The sequence below is a fragment of the Microcoleus sp. AT8-A3 genome, from assembly GCF_036705675.1.
Taxonomy (GTDB): domain Bacteria; phylum Cyanobacteriota; class Cyanobacteriia; order Cyanobacteriales; family Microcoleaceae; genus Microcoleus.
In genome coordinates this window covers 103,618-121,277 of the sequence record NZ_JAUBVD010000010.1, presented here as the reverse complement: position 1 = coordinate 121,277, position 17,660 = coordinate 103,618, and the positions used below count along the sequence as shown (strand labels likewise).

The window sequence follows — 17,660 nt, the reverse complement described above, 5'->3', positions numbered from 1 at the left end:
ATCGCAATTTCAAACAGCTTTAGCAAAAGTATTAGAATTAGAAGCAGACTTAGGGCAAACTCAGGTACAATTTGAAGAAACTGAATTTATATTGCAGCAAAAGTTAGCTGAGTTAATTCAGTTAGAAACAGCACAAAGTCAAAATCAGGAAAGATTAAAGGATACTCAGGAAAAATTAGAACACTCCCGCCTGGAAAATGAAAAGTTTCGGGCAGAACTTGCTATCATCAAGTCTTCACTAGGGTGGCAACTGAGAGAAAAGTTGTGGGAAGTTCAGCGCCAAATCCGCGACTTGTTCCCTAAATTTATTTTTTCCTTAGATCGACCAACTACTTGGCAAGTTTGTGATTCCAAGCTGCTAATTGTGGGCTGGGTTTTTAACCAAAAAAGAGAGACTACAGCAGTCCGCGCCCGAATTAAAGACCAGAGTTTTGCGGGCGTTTACGGCCTAGATAGAAGTGATATAGCGCTAGCACACTCTCATATTCCGGCTGCGAAGAACTCAGGTTTTACAATTGAATTGGAAGCGCCTGCGGGACGGCACGAAGTGCTACTGGAAGCGCAAGATGAGCGAGGTAAATGGCATTTGTTGGCAGCTTATCCGTTGTTAGTTTCAACGATTCAAGCATCGTTAGATGTACCGGTGGTGTGGGAACAGCGTCAGGGTCAAATTTTGTTTGCAGGTTGGTGCTGCCACCACGATCGCAAAATTGCTAAATTAAGCTTATTGTGTGGCGATACTTCTGTAGAATGCGCCTACGGTTTGCGGCGAAAAGATGTCGGCGAAGTGTTCCCCGACTGGGTTAACAGTTCGGAAAGCGGTTTTGAGGCCCTTGTCGATTTGCCGCCAGGGGAATGGCACGTTTCTCTGCAAGCTGAGTTAGAAACCGGGGAAATTTTGTCTTTTCAAGCGCCTAAAATATTGACAGTCCGGCGCTACCATATCTGGCAGCGAAGTGCAGATAAGTTTGAGGAGTTATCAAGGTTTACAGCCGCTATTCAGCAGCGGGCGAGGGAGAGAAAACAGCGTCTTGGGAGAATTGTGCCCTTGCCCTGGGAAATTGTGAAAGTGCTCCGCCAGTTGGGGAAGATTTATCGGCAGCAAAAACAGTTTACTGCGCCGGGGGAATTACTGCCACCTGCGGGTTTTGTGGTGCCTCAACCTATTGATAGATATGACGCTTGGCTGGAGGTGAATCAGTGGAACGAGCACGCCCGCGATTATTTGATTTCTCGGTTAAAATCCTGCCGGGAGCCCCTGCCAAAAATTTCGGTAGTAATGCCAGTTTACAACCCGCAGATAGATTTTCTCGAAAGTGCGATCGACAGCGTAATCAATCAAGTTTATCCAAACTGGGAACTCTGCATTGCCGACGATTGCAGCACCGATTTAACTGTTGCTGAATCTTTGAAAAGCTGGGGTCAAAAGGACGATCGTATCCGCATCACATTTCGTACAGAAAACGGCAACATCAGCGCAGCAACCAACAGCGCCGCCGCCCTCGCAACAGGCGACATCATCCTGTTTTTAGACAACGACGACGAACTAACTCCCGACGCATTAGGCGAAGTCGCCTTATATTTTGCCGCCCATCCAGCCACCGATTTCCTATACTCAGACGACGACAAAATCGATACCAAAGGTCGCCGATTCGCCCCGCAATTCAAACCGGAATGGTCGCCGGAACTGCTGCTTTCCTATATGTATCTCGGTCATTTGTGCGCCGTCAGAAGACACATTTTTGAAGAAATAGGCGGTTTACGGATAGGTTTTGAAGGCTCGCAAGATTACGATTTTGCCTTGAGAGCCACCGAAATTTCTCGCCACGTCGCCCACCTGCCGCTAGTGCTGTATCACTGGCGAACTGCACCCGGTTCTACAGCCATATCTGGGGCCGCGAAACCCGCCAGTTTTTCCGCAGGTCAAAAAGCCATTCAAGACGCACTAAACCGCCGCCAAATTAACGGCAATGTCGCTCAGCACGCATGGGCTATTAAAGAAAATTTGGGCATATTTGCCCAGGATTTCCCGGATAACGGCCCGTCAGTAACGGTAATTATTCCTACTAAAAATCAGCTCCAATTGCTGAAATCATGTCTGGATTCTCTAGAAACTACAACATACAAAAATTATCAAGTTGCCGTTATCGACAACGAAAGCGACGATCCGAAAACTCTGGAATATTTAAAGCAATTAAATTGCCAAGTTTTGCATATAAAAAATCCTGGGGGCAAGTTTAGTTTTGCAGCAATTAACAACCGCGCTGTCGAACAAGTTGACAGCGAATATGTGTTGTTTTTGAACAACGATACTGAAGTAATTAACCCCCGCTGGCTGAGTCAAATGGTGGGATACGCTCAAATTCCCGCTGTGGGTGCAGTCGGCGCGCGGCTGTTATATCCCGACGGCAGAATTCAGCACGCGGGCGTAATTCACGGGCTGCATCACGGTTTGGCGGGTCACGCTTTTAAGCTGATGGACAAGAATAATCGAGGCTATCTTTCTCAAGCGATGGTAACGCGAAATTACTCTGCGGTAACAGCCGCTTGCACGATTACTCCACGTCAATTGTTCTTAGAATTGGGCGGTTTTGATGAGGAGAATTTTGCTGTTGCTTACAATGATGTAGATTACGGATACCGATTGTTAGAACGGGGTTATCGGTGCGTATATTGTCCCGATGCGGAGTTGTTGCACAAAGAAGGAACTTCTAGGGGTTTTACCGACAATCCTCAAGAAGTGGCGGCTTTTAGGCGTAAGTATGCGGGCAAAAATGACAGTTTTTACAGTCCTCATTTGTCTTTAGAAGATGAGTATTTTCATATTCAACCTCGACGGGTTTTTATGAAGGAAGAAGGTTCGGCAACGAGCAATGTACGGGATGTAACGGATGTAACGGATGTAACCGATAAGGAAGAACGCAAATTTAGTGATTCTGGTTGGTTGGAAGCAGAAGCAGAGAATTTGATTCATCCTATCAAAGTTTTGATGTGCAGCAATTCGCTGGATTTTACTGGGGCGCCCCTGCATCAGTACGAAATCGCGGTGAAATTGGCGGCTGAGGGTGTGGTTAAGCCGATCGTACTTTGCACCACAGACGGGCCCCTGCGTCAAGCTTACGAACAGCAGGGAATTGAAGTAATTGTGCGCGACAATCCTCTCGAACACATCTATCAGCGCGATGCTTATGATGAAGCTATCCGCAGTTTTAGCACAGAAATTGCCAGTTTAAAAGTAGATGCAATTTATGCCAATACTTTAGAAAACTTTTTTGTAGTTGATGCGGCGCGACAACTCGGAATTCCTGTGGTGTGGAACGTGCACGAAAGCGAACCTTGGCAAACTTATTTTAACAGGTTTGGTTCGGAGATTGCGGCGAGAGCTTTAGAGTGTTTTCGCTTTCCTTACAAAGTTATTTTTGTGGCGGATGCCACGCGGGACAGGTATTTGCCTCTCAACAGCCACCACAATTTTACGGTGATTCACAACGGCTTAGATTTAAGCAAATTGGAAAATTTGGATAATTCTGAATTAGCTAGAAAAACTTTAGGTGTTGCGGCGGAAGATGTGGTAATTTTGCTGCTGGGAACGGTATGCGAACGCAAAGGACAGCAGGATTTAGTTAAGGCACTTTCACTTTTACCTGATAAATGGCACAATAAAATTAGGTGTTTTATTGTGGGCGATCGCCCCAGTATTTACAGCAATAAATTAGCCGATTTAGTGGGGGAATTGCCAGCAGAGTTGCGGCAAAGGGTGACAGTAGTCCCGGAAACTGGGGAGACGGTAAAATATTACAAAGCGGCTGATATTTTTGTTTGCACTTCTCGCGTCGAAAGTTTTCCAAGAGTGATTTTGGAGGCGATGGCTTGCGATTTGCCAATTGTTACATCGCCAGTTTTTGGGATTAAAGAACAAGTGCGGCCTGGAATTAATGGTTTGTTTTATACGCCCGATCGCCCGGACGAATTAGTTGCAGCTTTGATTAGTTTATTGGAGGATAAATCTTTGCGACAGCAGTTAGCTGACAACGCTAAATATGTCTTGGATTCACTTAATACTTTTGAGGAAATGACTCAAGCTTATGCAGAGATTTTTTGCGAAGCATATTTCAGCCGTCATTAGTCATTTTACAGTGCCAGCGTCCCCCCCAGTGAAGGGCAGTAACTCACCTCGTAGACTTTTGGCAGGATTTAATATAATTTGCCAAGAATTGCGGAACATATTGAAAATTGAGCCATCAATACTATAAAATAATCAAAAATGAACGATGATAAAATGACCGATCGCCCAAGAGTAGATTATGAAAGGGCCTGGGACAGTTACGCCCAACAGTGGCAAAAAACTAATGCCGAACTTGCCTATATTGGCGACGAATGGATAGGTAAAGCTGCCGGTGCCGCCAACTCCTTAGCCGAATACGAAGCGCTGATAGAACAGCAATTTATTGCACCGTACATCAAAAAAGAACATACGGTTTTAGAAATTGGTATCGGCGGGGGAAAAACTGGTTCGCTGTTGCTGAAATACTGCGATCGACTAATTTGTGCCGACATTTCCAGTCAAATGCTGCAAGCAGCCCGATCGCGCTTGGGGTGCGATCGCGTTTCTTACGTCAAACTCGACGGTTTAACATTAGACGGCATCGCCCCAGGTTCAGCGGATGTCTGCTTTTGTTACGATACAATGGTACACGTAGAGCCGGTAGATATATTCAACTACCTGACTCGAATTCCCAAACTGCTGCGGGGCGATCGAATTTGCGTGTTTCACCACACAAATATTTTTAGCGAATTAGGGTGGCAAAAATTCGCCAGCGAGTGGGACAAAAACTTGCTAGGGCACAGAGACGGCACAGCATTTTCAGTGATGACTGATACAATTATGGAAAAATTTCTCCATCATTTAAACTATGAAATCATCCTGAAAAATACATCTTCAGTACCGCGAGATTGCGTCTGGATCTGCAAAGCGCCAACCCCCCATGAATAAAACCAAAGCTTTTTAGCCGAATCAAAATATTTTATTCCAACTAACAACAGACAACAGTCAATCGATTTTAGATTTTAGATTTTAGATTTTAGATTGTTATCAGTCAACAGTCAACAGTCAACAGTCAACAGTCAATCGATTTTAGATTTTAGATTGTTATCAGTCAACAGACAACAGACAACAGTCAACAGTCAACAGTCAACAGTCAACAGACAACTGACAATGAAAGCATTATTTCTCCATCCCAACTTCCCCGCCCAATACCGCCACATTATCACGGCATTAGGCGCAGATCCCAAAAATCAAATTGTTTTCGGCACTAAAAACGAGCGCCCAGAGTGGAACATTCCCGGCGTTCGCAAAGCAGCATTTACCCCCAGCCGAGAACCCCACGCGCAGACTCACCAATACGTCCGCCCTTTAGAAAGTGCCGTCATCTACGGACAAGCCGTATTTAGAATGGCAGAACAACTCAAAGCAGACGGTTTCGTACCTGATATTATCTGCGGACATTCCGGTTGGGGGCCGACATTGTTTGTCAAAGAAGCTTTTCCAAATACGCCGCTTTTGTGCTATTTCGAGTGGTTTTATCATGCTATTGGTTCCGACGCAGATTTCGACCCAGCGGAACCTTTAACAGTTGACGATATGGCCAGAATTAGAATCAAAAATGCGCCGATTTTGATCGATTTATACTCTTGCGATTGGGGTTTATCACCCACTTATTGGCAGCGATCGCAATTTCCCCCAGAATTACAACAAAAATTATCCACACTCCACGACGGCGTAGATACCGATTACTTCAAACCAGATCCCGGTGCTAAACTGGTTTTGCCTAACTTAGACTTGTCTGGCGTTGATGAAATTGTCACCTACGTCTCACGGGGAATGGAACCTTACCGGGGCTTTCCCGAATTCATTGAGTCGATCGCCTATGTACAAGAACGCCGCCCCAACTGTCACGTCGTAATCGTTGGTTCAGAAAGAGTTTGTTACGGTCGTTCTTTACCCAACGGCGAGTCTTACAAAGACTATATGCTCAAAAAAGTGCCGCTAGATTTGTCGCGAGTTCACTTTGTCGGCCCCCTACCTTACGGACTGTATTTAAAAGTAATTCAAGCATCCGACGTACACGTTTATTTGACCAGACCTTTTGTGCTATCTTGGTCGATGATTGAATCTCTATCAACCGGATGTTTAGTAATCGGTTCCGACACAGGGCCAGTCAGAGAAGTTATCCGCGACGGAGAAAACGGTTTGCTAGTCGATTACTTCTCACCGAAACAAGTAGCCGATCGTATTGATGAAGTTTTAGACCATCCTACCCGCATGGCAGACATTCGCATCAAAGCCCGTCAAACCGCCCTAGAACGCTACAGTTTAGCTAAAATGCTGCCGCAACATTTACAACTGATCGAGCAAGTAGCAAATCGTTCCATGCCGCCTACAGTTGGTATGGAACCAGAACGGGAATTAGCAGCATCTTTTGCAGTGAGAATTTAGCAATAAAGGGTAGTCCTGCATAGTCAGGACTACGCCAATTTTAACAGGAAGAAATGGCTGTACTTGCTTGAAAGTAACCATTTTTGTTACTATTGTTAAAACCCAAATAAATTCCCATGAAATCAACTACTAGGGCGCTGAAAGAATGGAATGTAGCAGTTAATGCTTTGGAACAAGGTCAAACCATTGTGCTGTTGCGGAAGGGGGGAATTCGCGAGCAAGCAGGACAGTTCAATGTCACTGAAAAACAGGTTTTGCTGTATCCAACTTTTGAACACCAACAGCCGGATTTATTAAAGCCGGAGTTTGCACATCAAGTCCAGAAAGTTGAATCTGGTTGGCATCCTGAAGTTATTAGAATTGGCAGTTGGGCGGAGATTACTGATGTTTTTTTGGTAGCTTGGGAACCGGCAATTACTGCGCTATTTCCTTACCATATTTGGAATGAAAATTTTGTTAGCGATCGCCTGAAATGGAAACAAACTCAGCCAATTTATATTTTATTGCTGCGGGCTTATCGCCTTGCAGAAATCCGCGAAATTCCCTACATTCCTGAATACGGCGGTTGCCGTTCTTGGATCGATTTGGCCGATGCTATTTCCCTGGAGGGAAGCCAAGCTGTTTTGAGCGATCGCGAGTACATTGAACGGTCAAATGAAATCCGCAATCTGATAGCAAATCCTGCGAATGCTTCGGGTTCGCAGAGAGTGACAACGCTGACGGAAGGTAGCCAGGATTTTAGTCCTCATTAAGAGTTTTTAATGTACTTTTCGAGAGGCGCGCTTCTACCCAACCCAGCCCAAAATCCGCAGCTAAGGCCATTAAAGCGGCCGGAATTGCCCCAGCCAAAAGTAACTGATTGTTGACGGTAGCAACGCCCCGGAAAATAAACACCCCCAAGCCGCCGGCACCAATTGCAGCGGCGATTGTAGCGAGTCCGATCGCAATTACCGCAGCAACTCGCACCCCCGCCAGAATCACGCCCAGCGCCAGGGGAATTTCCACTTGCCATAACAGTTGCATATCAGTCATCCCCATGCCTCTTCCCGCTTCCGTAATCGCTGGATCGACGCCGACAATCCCAGTATAAGTATTGCGGATAATAGGCAGTAAAGAATACAGAGTGAGGGCGATAATTGCCGTGCGATCGCCTATTCCACCCACTACCGGCACCGGGATTAGCAAGCCAAACAAAGCTAAACTGGGAATTGTTTGCATAATATTAGCAAATCCCAAAATTGGCTTTTTCAATTTAGGTTTTCTCGTGGCTAAAATTCCCAGGGGCATCCCCACAATAATAGCGATAAAAATTGCAACAGTTACTAAATATAAGTGTTCACTGGCGCGCTGAATTATCTCAGCGCCATAGCGGTTGATAAAAATTATCATTAGGTAATTGGTTCTTGCTGATTGCTGTCAACCTTATAAATCATTTTCTATTTCAGGACTTGGTTCACCAGGATAGAAGCGAGAGTCCAAAATTTCCTCTAAGCTGTAAAGGCAATTTTGAGGAAATGTTTTGAGAGGCAAATCGGTTTCTCCTACTGCCAAATCTCTACCGTTTTGATAAGCTTCTTGGAAAGCTTCTTGCAAGTAAGGTTTCAGACTTGGGTTATCTTGTATCAGTCTCTGAGTGTCCCGCCGCTGCACTCGAATTGTAGACAACCAGCTACGACTCCGCTGCTGGGGCTGATATTGCCACTTCAGCAAATGTCCCAGCAAAATGCTCAAACGATTTCTAAGTTCTTGACGTTCCTGTTTGCCCAAAGATTCAATCTCCTCAATTAAATTTGGCAAGTCAAGTTGACTCCACTGACACTTGCGAAGTAACTTGGCTTGTTCTTGCGTCCAAGCATAGAAGTCTGTCTCGTAAAGACTGTGCATCGTTTGATTATCAGCTTAGTTACTAAAACTATATTATCAAATTTTTGCTAAATTATTCAAATTTAGCTACTTGCAAACATTCAAGAAATGCCCCCGCTTCTGGATGCTGAGATTTGAGAAAATCATCAGGTGTTGCCAATTCAATCAACCGTCCATCTTGCATCAAACCAATTCTAGAAGCTAACAAAAAAGCTTCTTGAATGCCGTGAGTCACAAAAATCACAGTTTTGCCAAGTTGCTGCTGTAATTGACCGAATTCCCGCTGTAATTCCAGACGAGTAATCGGGTCTAAAGCACCAAACGGTTCATCCATTAACAATATCGGAGGGTCAGCCGCCAGTGCTCTGGCGACGCCTACCCGCTGCCGCTGTCCGCCGGATAACTGATGCGGATAGCGTTTGGCGAAGTGCTGGGGGTCGAGGTTGACTAATTCTAACAGTTGGCGGACGCGAGATTGAATACGATCGCCCTCCCAACCTTCTAATCTTGGCACTAAACCGACGTTTTGCTCGACGGTAAAATGGGGAAACAAACCAATTTCTTGAATGACATAACCAATTTTTCGGCGCAGTTGAATTGGGTTCCATTGAGTTGTCGGTTTTCCCATGACAAGAACTTCGCCGCTGCTTGGCGTTAGTAAATTGTTAATCAATTTCATGGTAGTAGTTTTGCCACTCCCGCTGCGTCCCAGCAATACTAAAACTTCTCCTTGCAGCACTTTGAAATTGAGTTTGTCTACTAAATGCCTGCGGTTGAGGCGATATGTCACGTCGAGGCATTCGACAGCAACTTCATTATTGAGAGGCATGATTAGTTCCGGTGATTTTGGTTTTAATAAATCGTCAATTGGCTAGCGTCGCGGGACAATCCAAAATCTAAAATCTAAAATCTAAAATCTAAAATTGTCTTGGTTTTGCCATTCTAGCAGTAAGGCTCGACATTGGAGGCAAGTTAATTTTTTGAGCAAGTCGCGAATTCCGTCTGGGGTGACAGGATATTCAGCACCGATAAATTCGGGGTTTACTGTTGCTGTCGGGTGCAATTCTGCAACAAAACCGTAGAGTTTTTGATTGGAGAATGAGCTGTTTATCGCCCAGCCGATATTGTTAATCGGTTCGAGGCGGGCGATCGCACTTTCTGCCACGCCTAGTTCTTTCTTGATTATAGCTGGAACGGCTGCTGCTGGCGTGGCTTCGGCTGGTACGCGACCGCCGGGAAAATCGAGGGTTGCTTCTGCCACGCCGGGGCGATACATCGGTGGGGGAAACAGCAATTTGTCAGCTTGAATTGTCAAGATTACAACTGAATCTGCTCTTTCTACTCGCCAATATTCTACTGTTTTTCCTTCGGTTGTTTCGAGATGTTCGGCGATTAGTTTTACCCAATGAGAGTTGATCTCTACAAAGCGATCTAGAGTTTTCCACTGGGATTTTGCAGTTTGGTTCATGTGGGAATTTTTGGAATAAATCAGATGTTGTTTGCTATGGTAGGCGATCGTTGCCGAGCGCAACAATAGCCGATCGACCTTTTCAGCTTTGAACCCGTTTTTTCCTCTCGATTGTAAATTTTTGCTACAACCCTACACATTCGCCTAGATAATTCGGTAACATAGACTACATAATCAAAGTTTATCTGCGCCGTCGCTCTGGGTTGTTGCAACCCCGACCTGGTTCAGAGTCTTAGCCCAAAAGGAGTTGTGATGAAACTGCAAACAGATATTCGTACTTGGCAATCCCAACCAACGCCCGGAAGCTTCGCCAATGTCCGCGACTGGGAAAGATTTGGCTGCGCCGTACCTGCACCAAAATTGACTCCTTCTATGTGGGTTAAATTGTTCAACCCGCCAACCGCATTCAGCTTTGACGAAGCGTGGCTGTTGTGTGAATCTTCGGAAGAACAGTGGCTAGCTTGGATTCCTGATTATGGCGAAATTTTACTGAGTACACATGAATTTTGCGCTCCTAAATCGTGAATTACGCAGACAAACTTTGATAAACCAGGTGTTAAAATCCATATCCCTCCGGTTCAACGGGATTTTTGGGAAACAAGCTGGTTTCTGCGTAATAATGTCGTTTGCAGTGAGGAATGCAAGTCCTTAAACTTTGATAAGGACTTGCATTCCTCACTACAAACCTCTTATTATGATGTCGTTTCAGCCGATATCATACAGCACTTTCCAGGTAAGTGAAGTACAGAGAAACCGGGTTTCTTGAATAAAACCGGTTTCTGGCGAGAAATCCAGAAGAAACCCGGTTTCTGGGGTGTACTTTATAAACCGGGAATCCGCTGTATAAGTCCTAATAGATATTAATAGAAATTTCGCCAACAAAAAGAGCAATAGGTTTTCTATTGCTCTTTTTGTTCAAAAACACTCTCTAGTTTTTATCTTTAGATAGCGGAAGTTATATCAACTGGCTTCGATTGACCCCAATATCGCTGCGGTGACGGGTTTACTGTATCGATGCTTGCATGGGAGATATTGGTGAACCCGCCCTTACAGCAATTACGGTCAATTTAGCCCCTGTGATATTGCTGGCTTATTTGCAAACTGCACGGTTATTTGCGTTTCTGACAATCGTGCCTACTCTACCATTAATCTGAATCGGGTTCTTGGTGCTGGCTCGAATCAAGAGTGGTTGTTTTGCCAGACATTCTCTGATTGATGCTGCCCAGGCGGTGAGAGCTCCGGTGTATTCTGTACGACCCGCTGGGGCGCGAAACTGATCGGTAATTAGGAAATCCGAGGTGATGCTAGTGTCAGTACCAACATTGGTAATAATTGGAAAATCAAAGGCTCTGGGCAAGGTTCTGTCCTGGATTCTGCCCGGTACTAACTGGTATTTCTTCGATCCACCCTTGTAGTCAATACCTGCTTGAGGGCTGGTGGGAGGGCTTGTTTGAGCTAAGGCGGGAACAGGCAAGCTTGCTACCAAAACGGTGCAGACACTCCAAAATAATTTCGATTTCATTCGATTCATCTCCTCAACTTTATGACGATTAGCACTAATTTAGGTATGCTCAAAATACACTAGCTTTTATTGAGAAAGCGCCTGATGATATTGAGCTTTTGAGTTTGAGTTCAACTTACCTAATTTATTACCAAACATTCTCAAAAATGTTAAAACTGGTTGGCCTGACCAACTGTAGAAAAGTTTCAGTTGAGTTAGATATTTACACATCTGAAGTTGTTACAGCATTGGGGAGTCGGTTTTACCAGAATGATTCATTTTTGAGCGATGTCATTGGAACTTTATCAAATTTTGTCTCAGATATCAAGTTTTGCCGATCGCGTATCCTGTTTTAACACTGGTTTGTGGCTCGATCGAGGTTTGAGTGTGGCGCGCTATACCAGGGCGAGAAAGATGCTACAGTGCATCGATGGGCGTTTGAGTATTTTCAGGCGACAATAGACAGAGAAGGGGCTTGAAAATAGGTGATTTTAGTGGAAGATAGTAAATTTATCGACGTATCGGGCATTATGGGTGTTCCCGCGGCTCCGGCGGGTTACAAATCCGGCTTTGTGGGTATTGTCGGACGCCCGAATGTCGGAAAATCAACGCTGATGAATCAGTTGGTGGGGCAGAAAATTGCGATTACTTCGCCGGTGTCTCAGACGACGCGTAACAGGCTGCGGGGCATCCTAACGACACCGGAAGCACAAATTATTTTTGTAGATACTCCCGGAATTCACAAGCCACATCACGAATTGGGCAAGGTTTTGGTGCAGAATGCCCGCACAGCGATTCAGTCGGTGGATGTCGTGCTATTTGTGGTGGATGGTTCGGTGGAATCGGGAGGGGGCGATCGATATATTGTCGAAATTCTCAGCAATTGCAAAGTTCCGGTGATTTTGGGGATGAATAAGTTGGACGAACAACCGGAGGATTCCGTGTTGATCGATCGAACTTACGAGCAAATTGTCAATCCTGAGTGGCCTGTAGTAAAATTTTCCGCTCTCACTGGCGAGGGTGTCGAGCCGCTGCAACAATTGTTAATCGAACATTTGGACGTTGGGCCTTATTATTATCCGCCCGATTTGGTGACTGACCAGCCGGAACGCTTTATTATGGGCGAATTGATTCGGGAACAGATTTTGCTGCTGACGCGGGAAGAAGTGCCGCATTCTGTAGCAATCGCGATCGACATAGTTCAAGAAGAAGCAAAGATTACGCGCATTCTGGCGACAATTCACGTCGAACGGGATTCCCAAAAAGGCATTTTAATCGGTAAAAGCGGCAGTATGCTCAAGTCGATCGGCAGTGCGGCGCGCGAACAGATTCAAAAGTTAATTGAAGGTAAAGTGTATTTGGAGTTATTTGTCAAGGTGCAGCCGAAGTGGCGGCAGTCTCGCACTCGTTTGGCGGAATTGGGCTATCGGGTAGAAGAATAAAACTTTATCTGTTGGCAGTTTTCCTCTCTTAATCTTGATGTGTTCAGAAGCAGATTAAAAACAAGATTGACAACTTTGCGAGATCCGCAGCCATAGGCTAGGATTTTGCAAAGGTCGAGAACACAAGGACGATAATTCCAACTATGAACTACCGAAACCACATCACGATCGAAGCAAATAAACGCGGTGGTAAGCCTTGTGTACGCGGCTTGCGAATTACTGTTTATGAAGTGCTTGAGTACCTGGCTTCCGAGATGACCGAAGCAGAAATTCAAGGGCGATTTTCCCGATTTGACGCGAGAAGATTTAAAAGCCTGCATAGCTTATGCTGCTGACCGTGAGCGTCGGTTTATGACCGCTCCATTATCCGCATGAAATTACTTTTTGATTAAAATTTGTTGCCCAAGTTGCCGAATCGTTTGAGCGATATTTTCCCAAATTCGCTTCACGTTCGAGATGTGGGAATGAAAGCAACGATCGACCCAATAGTTTGGGATTATGCAAAAAACAATAATTTGATGATTGTCTCGAAAGACGCGGATATGCACGACCTGAGCTTAGTATTTGGGAACCCACCGAAAGTTATTTGGCTTCGCCTGGGAAACTGTTCGACATTGCAAATTGAAAATTTGCTGCGTCGGAATTTTAACGCGATCGAGTTATTTTATGAAGATGAGACTTTATCGCTGCTTGCTTTATCATAATGCACCGATCGCCGAGGGTGTGCGATCGACTCTAAATGCTCTCTCATCTAAAATATAATAAAGATAGCTTTTTTCAGTGCGACGGCTTAAGTGATTGAGTCAAATCATGTGGCGAACTCGATCGAGGAAAGGAGATTCTGATGGGGAGTAAGAAGCGGTTGACATACGTCATCGATATGCGGTATCTTGAGAATATATGCAGTATTGTACCGCAACTGCAACATAATTATAAGTTATGATGCTGGGCTATCGGTTAGGGCAGCACTTTAAAATTATCGGCAGGGCAATTCAAAAGAGTAATTTAAATGACACGGTAGAATAAACATGCAGTTTTTGAAGCAAGGTCAACGAAGCTTTATGGGTTCATTAGTTTTGGAACTACAAAGAGATGCGCTTAATCCAGAAATCTCCGTGTTACTTCTACTACGAAAAGCTTTGGTTGTTGCAAGGAAACTCAATATTCAGGAGTTTCAGCAATGGGTAGAAAAAGAACTTAATGGCTATCCTGAGATATCATATCTCCCTCAATATCGCTTCATGTTTGGAGAGTTAAAGGCACGTAATCCTTATGTCGGATGGATACCAGTCATAGTTAATCCTCAGATTCACGAGTTCATATCTAAACAACCTGTTCTTCAACCAATCAGTGAAATAGAAACACTTGTTGAAACTGGGAAGGATAAAAACTCCTCTTTAATTGTCATGCCACCAGCATTGGAAGAAATTTTAAGAGATTACCATGACATTCCATTTGAAATGCAAATACATATGGATATATCACAAGCAACAGGTGTGCTAGAGGCTGTACGGGATGTCGTTATTAACTGGTCATTGAAATTAGAGGAAGATGGGATTTTAGGCGAAGAAATGACTTTTTCCCAAGAAGAAAAACAGATCGCTGCCAAGAATGATTATAGTAGTTTTATCCAAATCGATATAAGACAGTCACAAATGCAAAATTCTTCATCAGAAAGTCAATCAAGCTCAGAATCATTCAGCAATGACCTTCGCGAAGCAAACGTTGCTAATTTCGCAAACAAAGTTTCTGGCAATGCGCGGCAGCAGGCAAATCAGCATATCCATTTATCTGAGTCGCGGAGGACTCTTGCTGAAGCAGCCGAGGAATTTCAGCAACTCTTGAATCAGTTGGAGCAGACGAACCCAACTGCAACTGAGTCAGAAAAAGTTGCTTATGTTAATGATGAAACTACTCCAAGTTTTAAGCGTCGTGTCGCAGGTGCGCTCCAGGCAAGCGGTGAAACAGCAATCGACGAGTTCATTTTAGAAAACAAATATCTCAAAGTTGTCAAGTCGGCTATCAAAGGTTGGCTACAACCAGGTGGTTAGCGTTCTAGCAGCATAACAACGCCCATGCACGCCGACCGCCAAAAGTTGATCGGTTATGATGCAAAGGTTATCTGCGGCGGGTGATGGGCACAGTTATCTCGTAAACGCTGCCTGACCTTGGAGATGATTCGGAATCTCGATCAAGAGCTTGACCTACAGAAAATTGGTAGAATAAATAGATACGCTTCGATCGCGCACCCATGCAACAAGCTAGTAGATCCCAAAAAAAGATGTTTGTGTAAATCGTTAAAATAGTACCAAAACCAACCAAGGAGAAACCCATGTCAAATCTAAAAATGGCAATGTTAACCCTAAAATATGGCAACCCAAAAATCCAACAATCCCCCCCCCCAGAAGAACTTAATATTTCAGTTCAATCATTGCCAGAAGCTAAACTAAAGATCAAAACGCTGAAGCTCAAGAAGAAAGAATATGCTTTGGTAAAAAGAGAACTAACCCAACAACAAAAAATGATTCGCGCAGAATACACCGACAAAATTCGTCAACAAGGCTCTAAGGTTAGAGGTGGCGGTAGTCTTGGCAGCCTTGTGCGAACTCTTCAAACTGGGAATCGTGATGCGGCTCGTCGCGATTTGGCTCAACAGCTTGCACCGCTAGAAGAACAGAAAAATACGGTTGATGCAGTTATCACAGCGATCGATCAAGCAATTCTTCAACTTGAAAAATATATTGTTGAAAATTCCTAAACCAACATTTTTGTAACTCGCCTGCTGGGATTGAGAGGTATATAGAATTTATTAAACATTGCATCGTAAAGAACAGTCGAACAATCCCGTTGCACACCGACCGTACAAAGTCTATTAGTTGAGTTTGCGAGGTTGTCTGCGGCGGGTGAACGGGGTCGTTATCTCGCAAACGCTGCCTGACTTTGGAGATGATTGGGAAGCTCGATCGAGAGTTAAGCTATAAATAAAACTCCGAGTTCTGCATCGACGCTTATTAGAAGCGAATAATTTCGATCGTGCCTCGCGATCGCACAAAACAAACATCAAATTCTCGAAAGAAGTTGGTTTGCCCGAGAATTAATGGAACCTGAGAGGCTTGTGCCCAAGCAAATGCTAGGCGAACGGGTTCCAGATTCCCAATTTGAACATCTACAAATACACCCCGCGCCTCAACCGTTGCCAGATTTCCAGCCAATGGCAAGCGGACAGTTTGTTCCTCCCAAATTGCACCCAATTGCAGACCAATGTCATAAGGTAATAGATTGACCGCAGACCCAGTATCTAGCAGTGCATTCGCCGAGACAGAAAAGCCTGCATGAATCAGAGTGATGGGAATCGTGGGTAATGCTTCATCGTCAGAAAAGGGAAACTCGATCGAACTAGGCATGAGTAGATGCCTCTCGATCGTCTCGAATCATCTGCATCATAATGTTTGCCGCTTCCGTTGCATCGTAGAGCGATCGAACCGGATACTCTGATGCAGAAAAGATGACTTGTAGTTCAGCGTCTGGGATTTGCACTGCTAGGAGTTTGAAGAGTGATAATTTGTCTGACTGGCTCAGATTGTTCACCAAAGGTATTAACTCAGCGAGAGACATGGTTTAAACTCCCAGAAGTACGAGAATACATCTATCATAAACGCTGCCTGAGTTTGGAGATGATTCGGAATCTCGATCGAGAATTAAGGATTCCGTAGGAGATTCCGATCAAACTTTATCCTGCCCAAAAACAAAGAAAAAGCCGCCCTAAAAGGCGACGTACTGAGCGTAGCCGAAGTGACCACGAATTTCTTGATGGTACCCGCCACGTGATTTATCCGTGGAATCAATCCAAAATCGAAAATCGAAAATCCTCAAGCCCCCGCATTTATCTCGCGCAAGTCAATCGAAAATCGAAAATCGAAAATCTAAAATCGATTGACGGGACTTTAGCCCTCCGCTTATTACCAACAAATATCAAGGCAACTCAACCGAACTCGGTTTAGCAATGTGAGGCAAGCCCCAGCCCAATTTTTCCCGCAAAATGTGGAAAAACTCAAAAGATTGCACCCGAATAAAGCGGGCTGGGTACGGAGCTCGCTCGACTTGCACCCAATCTTCGGGCAGAACATAACATCCGCCGTTACCATCTACCACCATTACCAGGCGGGTCGGACTCGCCGGCAAAATCTTGATCGGCTCGGTGTTGGAAAACACCAAAGCCCGCGAAGCCATTGAATGCGGGCAAATAGGCAGCAACTGCAACACCGGCACTCCGGGAATGATCACAGGCCCGCCGGCAGACAGCGCGTAAGCCGTCGATCCTGTGGGAGTCGCGATGATGACTCCATCTGCGGCAATGTCAATAGAGGCGTGTTGCCCGATCGCCACTTCAAAATGACACATACAAGTTAGCGGTTCCCGGTGCAGCACCATTTCATTGAGACAAAGGGCTTCCCAGAGGCAGTCGTTTTCTCGAAACAACCGCACCGCCAGCATCGATCTTTCTTCTATTTCGTATTCTCCAGCGATTACCTTTTCCAAAGCTTGCGGCAGCAAGTTCAGGTAAGTTTCTGTCAAAAAGCCCATGTGACCGGTATTGACAGTCAGCAGCGGCACTCCAATCGGAGCGACTTGGCGAAATGCCGACAGCACCGTACCGTCGCCGCCCAAAACCACTGCAAACTCCATGTCGCTGTCAAAACCGGGGGGGACGAGTTGTTCGATCTGAGTGTGGCACAGGGGGCGATCGGGGCTAGAATAGCCCAGAATTCCTCCCGAACCAGAAACCGAGCAAACCTCCCAGCCGCGGGCAGTCAGCTTGTCTTCTAACTCTGCGGCGATGCGACAAGCCACAGGTTTAACGTCGTTGTATATAATCCCAGCTTTCGGCAC

At 45.1% G+C, this 17,660-nt stretch carries 18 protein-coding genes and 1 pseudogene; 11 read left to right on the top strand and 8 right to left on the bottom strand.

Annotation, left to right across the window (positions count from 1 at the left end; all coding sequences use genetic code 11):
- From QUB51_RS08675 to QUB51_RS08660, 4 genes are all read left to right on the top strand, one after another.
- Nucleotides 1–4,126 (top strand): glycosyltransferase (locus tag QUB51_RS08675; RefSeq protein ID WP_333260568.1); only part of this gene is annotated, 4,126 nt, incomplete at its 5' end.
- Nucleotides 4,127–4,264: 138 nt separating this feature from the next.
- Nucleotides 4,265–4,993: a class I SAM-dependent methyltransferase gene (locus QUB51_RS08670; RefSeq protein WP_333053524.1), complete on the top strand. Its 729-nt coding sequence runs from the start codon at nt 4,265–4,267 to the stop codon at nt 4,991–4,993.
- A gap of 222 nt (nt 4,994–5,215) precedes the next feature.
- Nucleotides 5,216–6,496 carry a glycosyltransferase family 4 protein gene (locus QUB51_RS08665; RefSeq protein WP_333053633.1) on the top strand — a complete coding sequence of 427 codons (1,281 nt, stop codon included), beginning with the start codon at nt 5,216–5,218 and terminating at the stop codon, nt 6,494–6,496.
- A 116-nt stretch (nt 6,497–6,612) separates the two neighbouring features.
- Nucleotides 6,613–7,248: a DUF1802 family protein gene (locus tag QUB51_RS08660; protein WP_333260571.1), complete on the top strand. Its 636-nt coding sequence runs from the start codon at nt 6,613–6,615 to the stop codon at nt 7,246–7,248.
- On the opposite strand, the gene QUB51_RS08655 is transcribed toward QUB51_RS08660, so the two are convergent.
- From QUB51_RS08655 to QUB51_RS08640, 4 genes are all read right to left on the bottom strand, one after another.
- A complete protein-coding gene (locus tag QUB51_RS08655; RefSeq protein ID WP_333208960.1) occupies nt 7,235–7,885 on the bottom strand; it encodes an ABC transporter permease in 651 nt (216 codons plus the stop codon). The genes QUB51_RS08660 and QUB51_RS08655 overlap by 14 nt on opposite strands.
- A gap of 33 nt (nt 7,886–7,918) precedes the next feature.
- The gene (locus QUB51_RS08650; protein WP_333053528.1) at nt 7,919–8,380 is read right to left on the bottom strand and encodes a DUF29 domain-containing protein; all 462 of its coding nucleotides are present in this window, start codon (nt 8,378–8,380) and stop codon (nt 7,919–7,921) included.
- Nucleotides 8,381–8,432: 52 nt separating this feature from the next.
- Nucleotides 8,433–9,188 (bottom strand): ATP-binding cassette domain-containing protein, encoded by a 756-nt coding sequence (locus QUB51_RS08645; protein WP_333208958.1) that lies wholly within the window; start codon nt 9,186–9,188, stop codon nt 8,433–8,435.
- Between the two features lie 81 nt (nt 9,189–9,269).
- Nucleotides 9,270–9,827, bottom strand: a complete 558-nt coding sequence (locus QUB51_RS08640) for an NUDIX hydrolase (RefSeq protein ID WP_333208956.1) — start codon at nt 9,825–9,827, stop codon at nt 9,270–9,272.
- Nucleotides 9,828–10,079: 252 nt separating this feature from the next.
- Between QUB51_RS08640 and QUB51_RS08635 the strand changes: the two genes are divergently transcribed.
- Nucleotides 10,080–10,352 (top strand): hypothetical protein, encoded by a 273-nt coding sequence (locus QUB51_RS08635; protein WP_333053531.1) that lies wholly within the window; start codon nt 10,080–10,082, stop codon nt 10,350–10,352.
- Between the two features lie 565 nt (nt 10,353–10,917).
- On the opposite strand, the gene QUB51_RS08630 is transcribed toward QUB51_RS08635, so the two are convergent.
- Nucleotides 10,918–11,349, bottom strand: a complete 432-nt coding sequence (locus tag QUB51_RS08630; RefSeq protein WP_333208954.1) for a hypothetical protein — start codon at nt 11,347–11,349, stop codon at nt 10,918–10,920.
- A gap of 267 nt (nt 11,350–11,616) precedes the next feature.
- Here QUB51_RS08630 and QUB51_RS08625 point away from each other — a divergent pair, with 267 nt between their 5' ends.
- The 6 genes and pseudogenes from QUB51_RS08625 to QUB51_RS08600 all read left to right on the top strand — a co-directional run bounded on the left by QUB51_RS08625 (nt 11,617) and on the right by QUB51_RS08600 (nt 15,528).
- On the top strand, nt 11,617–11,790 hold the full coding sequence (locus QUB51_RS08625) for a hypothetical protein (protein ID WP_333053533.1): 174 nt from the start codon (nt 11,617–11,619) through the stop codon (nt 11,788–11,790).
- Nucleotides 11,791–11,858: 68 nt separating this feature from the next.
- A complete protein-coding gene (era, locus tag QUB51_RS08620; protein WP_333260640.1) occupies nt 11,859–12,770 on the top strand; it encodes a GTPase Era in 912 nt (303 codons plus the stop codon).
- A gap of 143 nt (nt 12,771–12,913) precedes the next feature.
- Nucleotides 12,914–13,145: pseudogene (locus QUB51_RS08615) on the top strand (DUF433 domain-containing protein).
- 20 nt (nt 13,146–13,165) lie between these two features.
- Nucleotides 13,166–13,474, top strand: coding sequence for a DUF5615 family PIN-like protein (locus tag QUB51_RS08610; RefSeq protein ID WP_333393006.1), 309 nt, complete (start codon nt 13,166–13,168; stop codon nt 13,472–13,474).
- A 324-nt stretch (nt 13,475–13,798) separates the two neighbouring features.
- Nucleotides 13,799–14,821 carry an AbiTii domain-containing protein gene (locus QUB51_RS08605; RefSeq protein ID WP_333260579.1) on the top strand — a complete coding sequence of 341 codons (1,023 nt, stop codon included), beginning with the start codon at nt 13,799–13,801 and terminating at the stop codon, nt 14,819–14,821.
- Between the two features lie 281 nt (nt 14,822–15,102).
- Nucleotides 15,103–15,528, top strand: coding sequence for a hypothetical protein (locus tag QUB51_RS08600; RefSeq protein WP_333260582.1), 426 nt, complete (start codon nt 15,103–15,105; stop codon nt 15,526–15,528).
- A gap of 253 nt (nt 15,529–15,781) precedes the next feature.
- On the opposite strand, the gene QUB51_RS08595 is transcribed toward QUB51_RS08600, so the two are convergent.
- From QUB51_RS08595 to QUB51_RS08585, 3 genes are all read right to left on the bottom strand, one after another.
- Nucleotides 15,782–16,174 (bottom strand): aspartyl protease family protein, encoded by a 393-nt coding sequence (locus QUB51_RS08595; protein ID WP_333145301.1) that lies wholly within the window; start codon nt 16,172–16,174, stop codon nt 15,782–15,784.
- Nucleotides 16,167–16,385 carry a hypothetical protein gene (locus QUB51_RS08590; protein ID WP_333053554.1) on the bottom strand — a complete coding sequence of 73 codons (219 nt, stop codon included), beginning with the start codon at nt 16,383–16,385 and terminating at the stop codon, nt 16,167–16,169. The genes QUB51_RS08595 and QUB51_RS08590 overlap by 8 nt, the downstream gene beginning before the upstream one ends.
- Nucleotides 16,386–16,742: 357 nt before the next feature.
- Nucleotides 16,743–17,660: an NAD(+) kinase gene (locus QUB51_RS08585; protein ID WP_333053556.1), complete on the bottom strand. Its 918-nt coding sequence runs from the start codon at nt 17,658–17,660 to the stop codon at nt 16,743–16,745.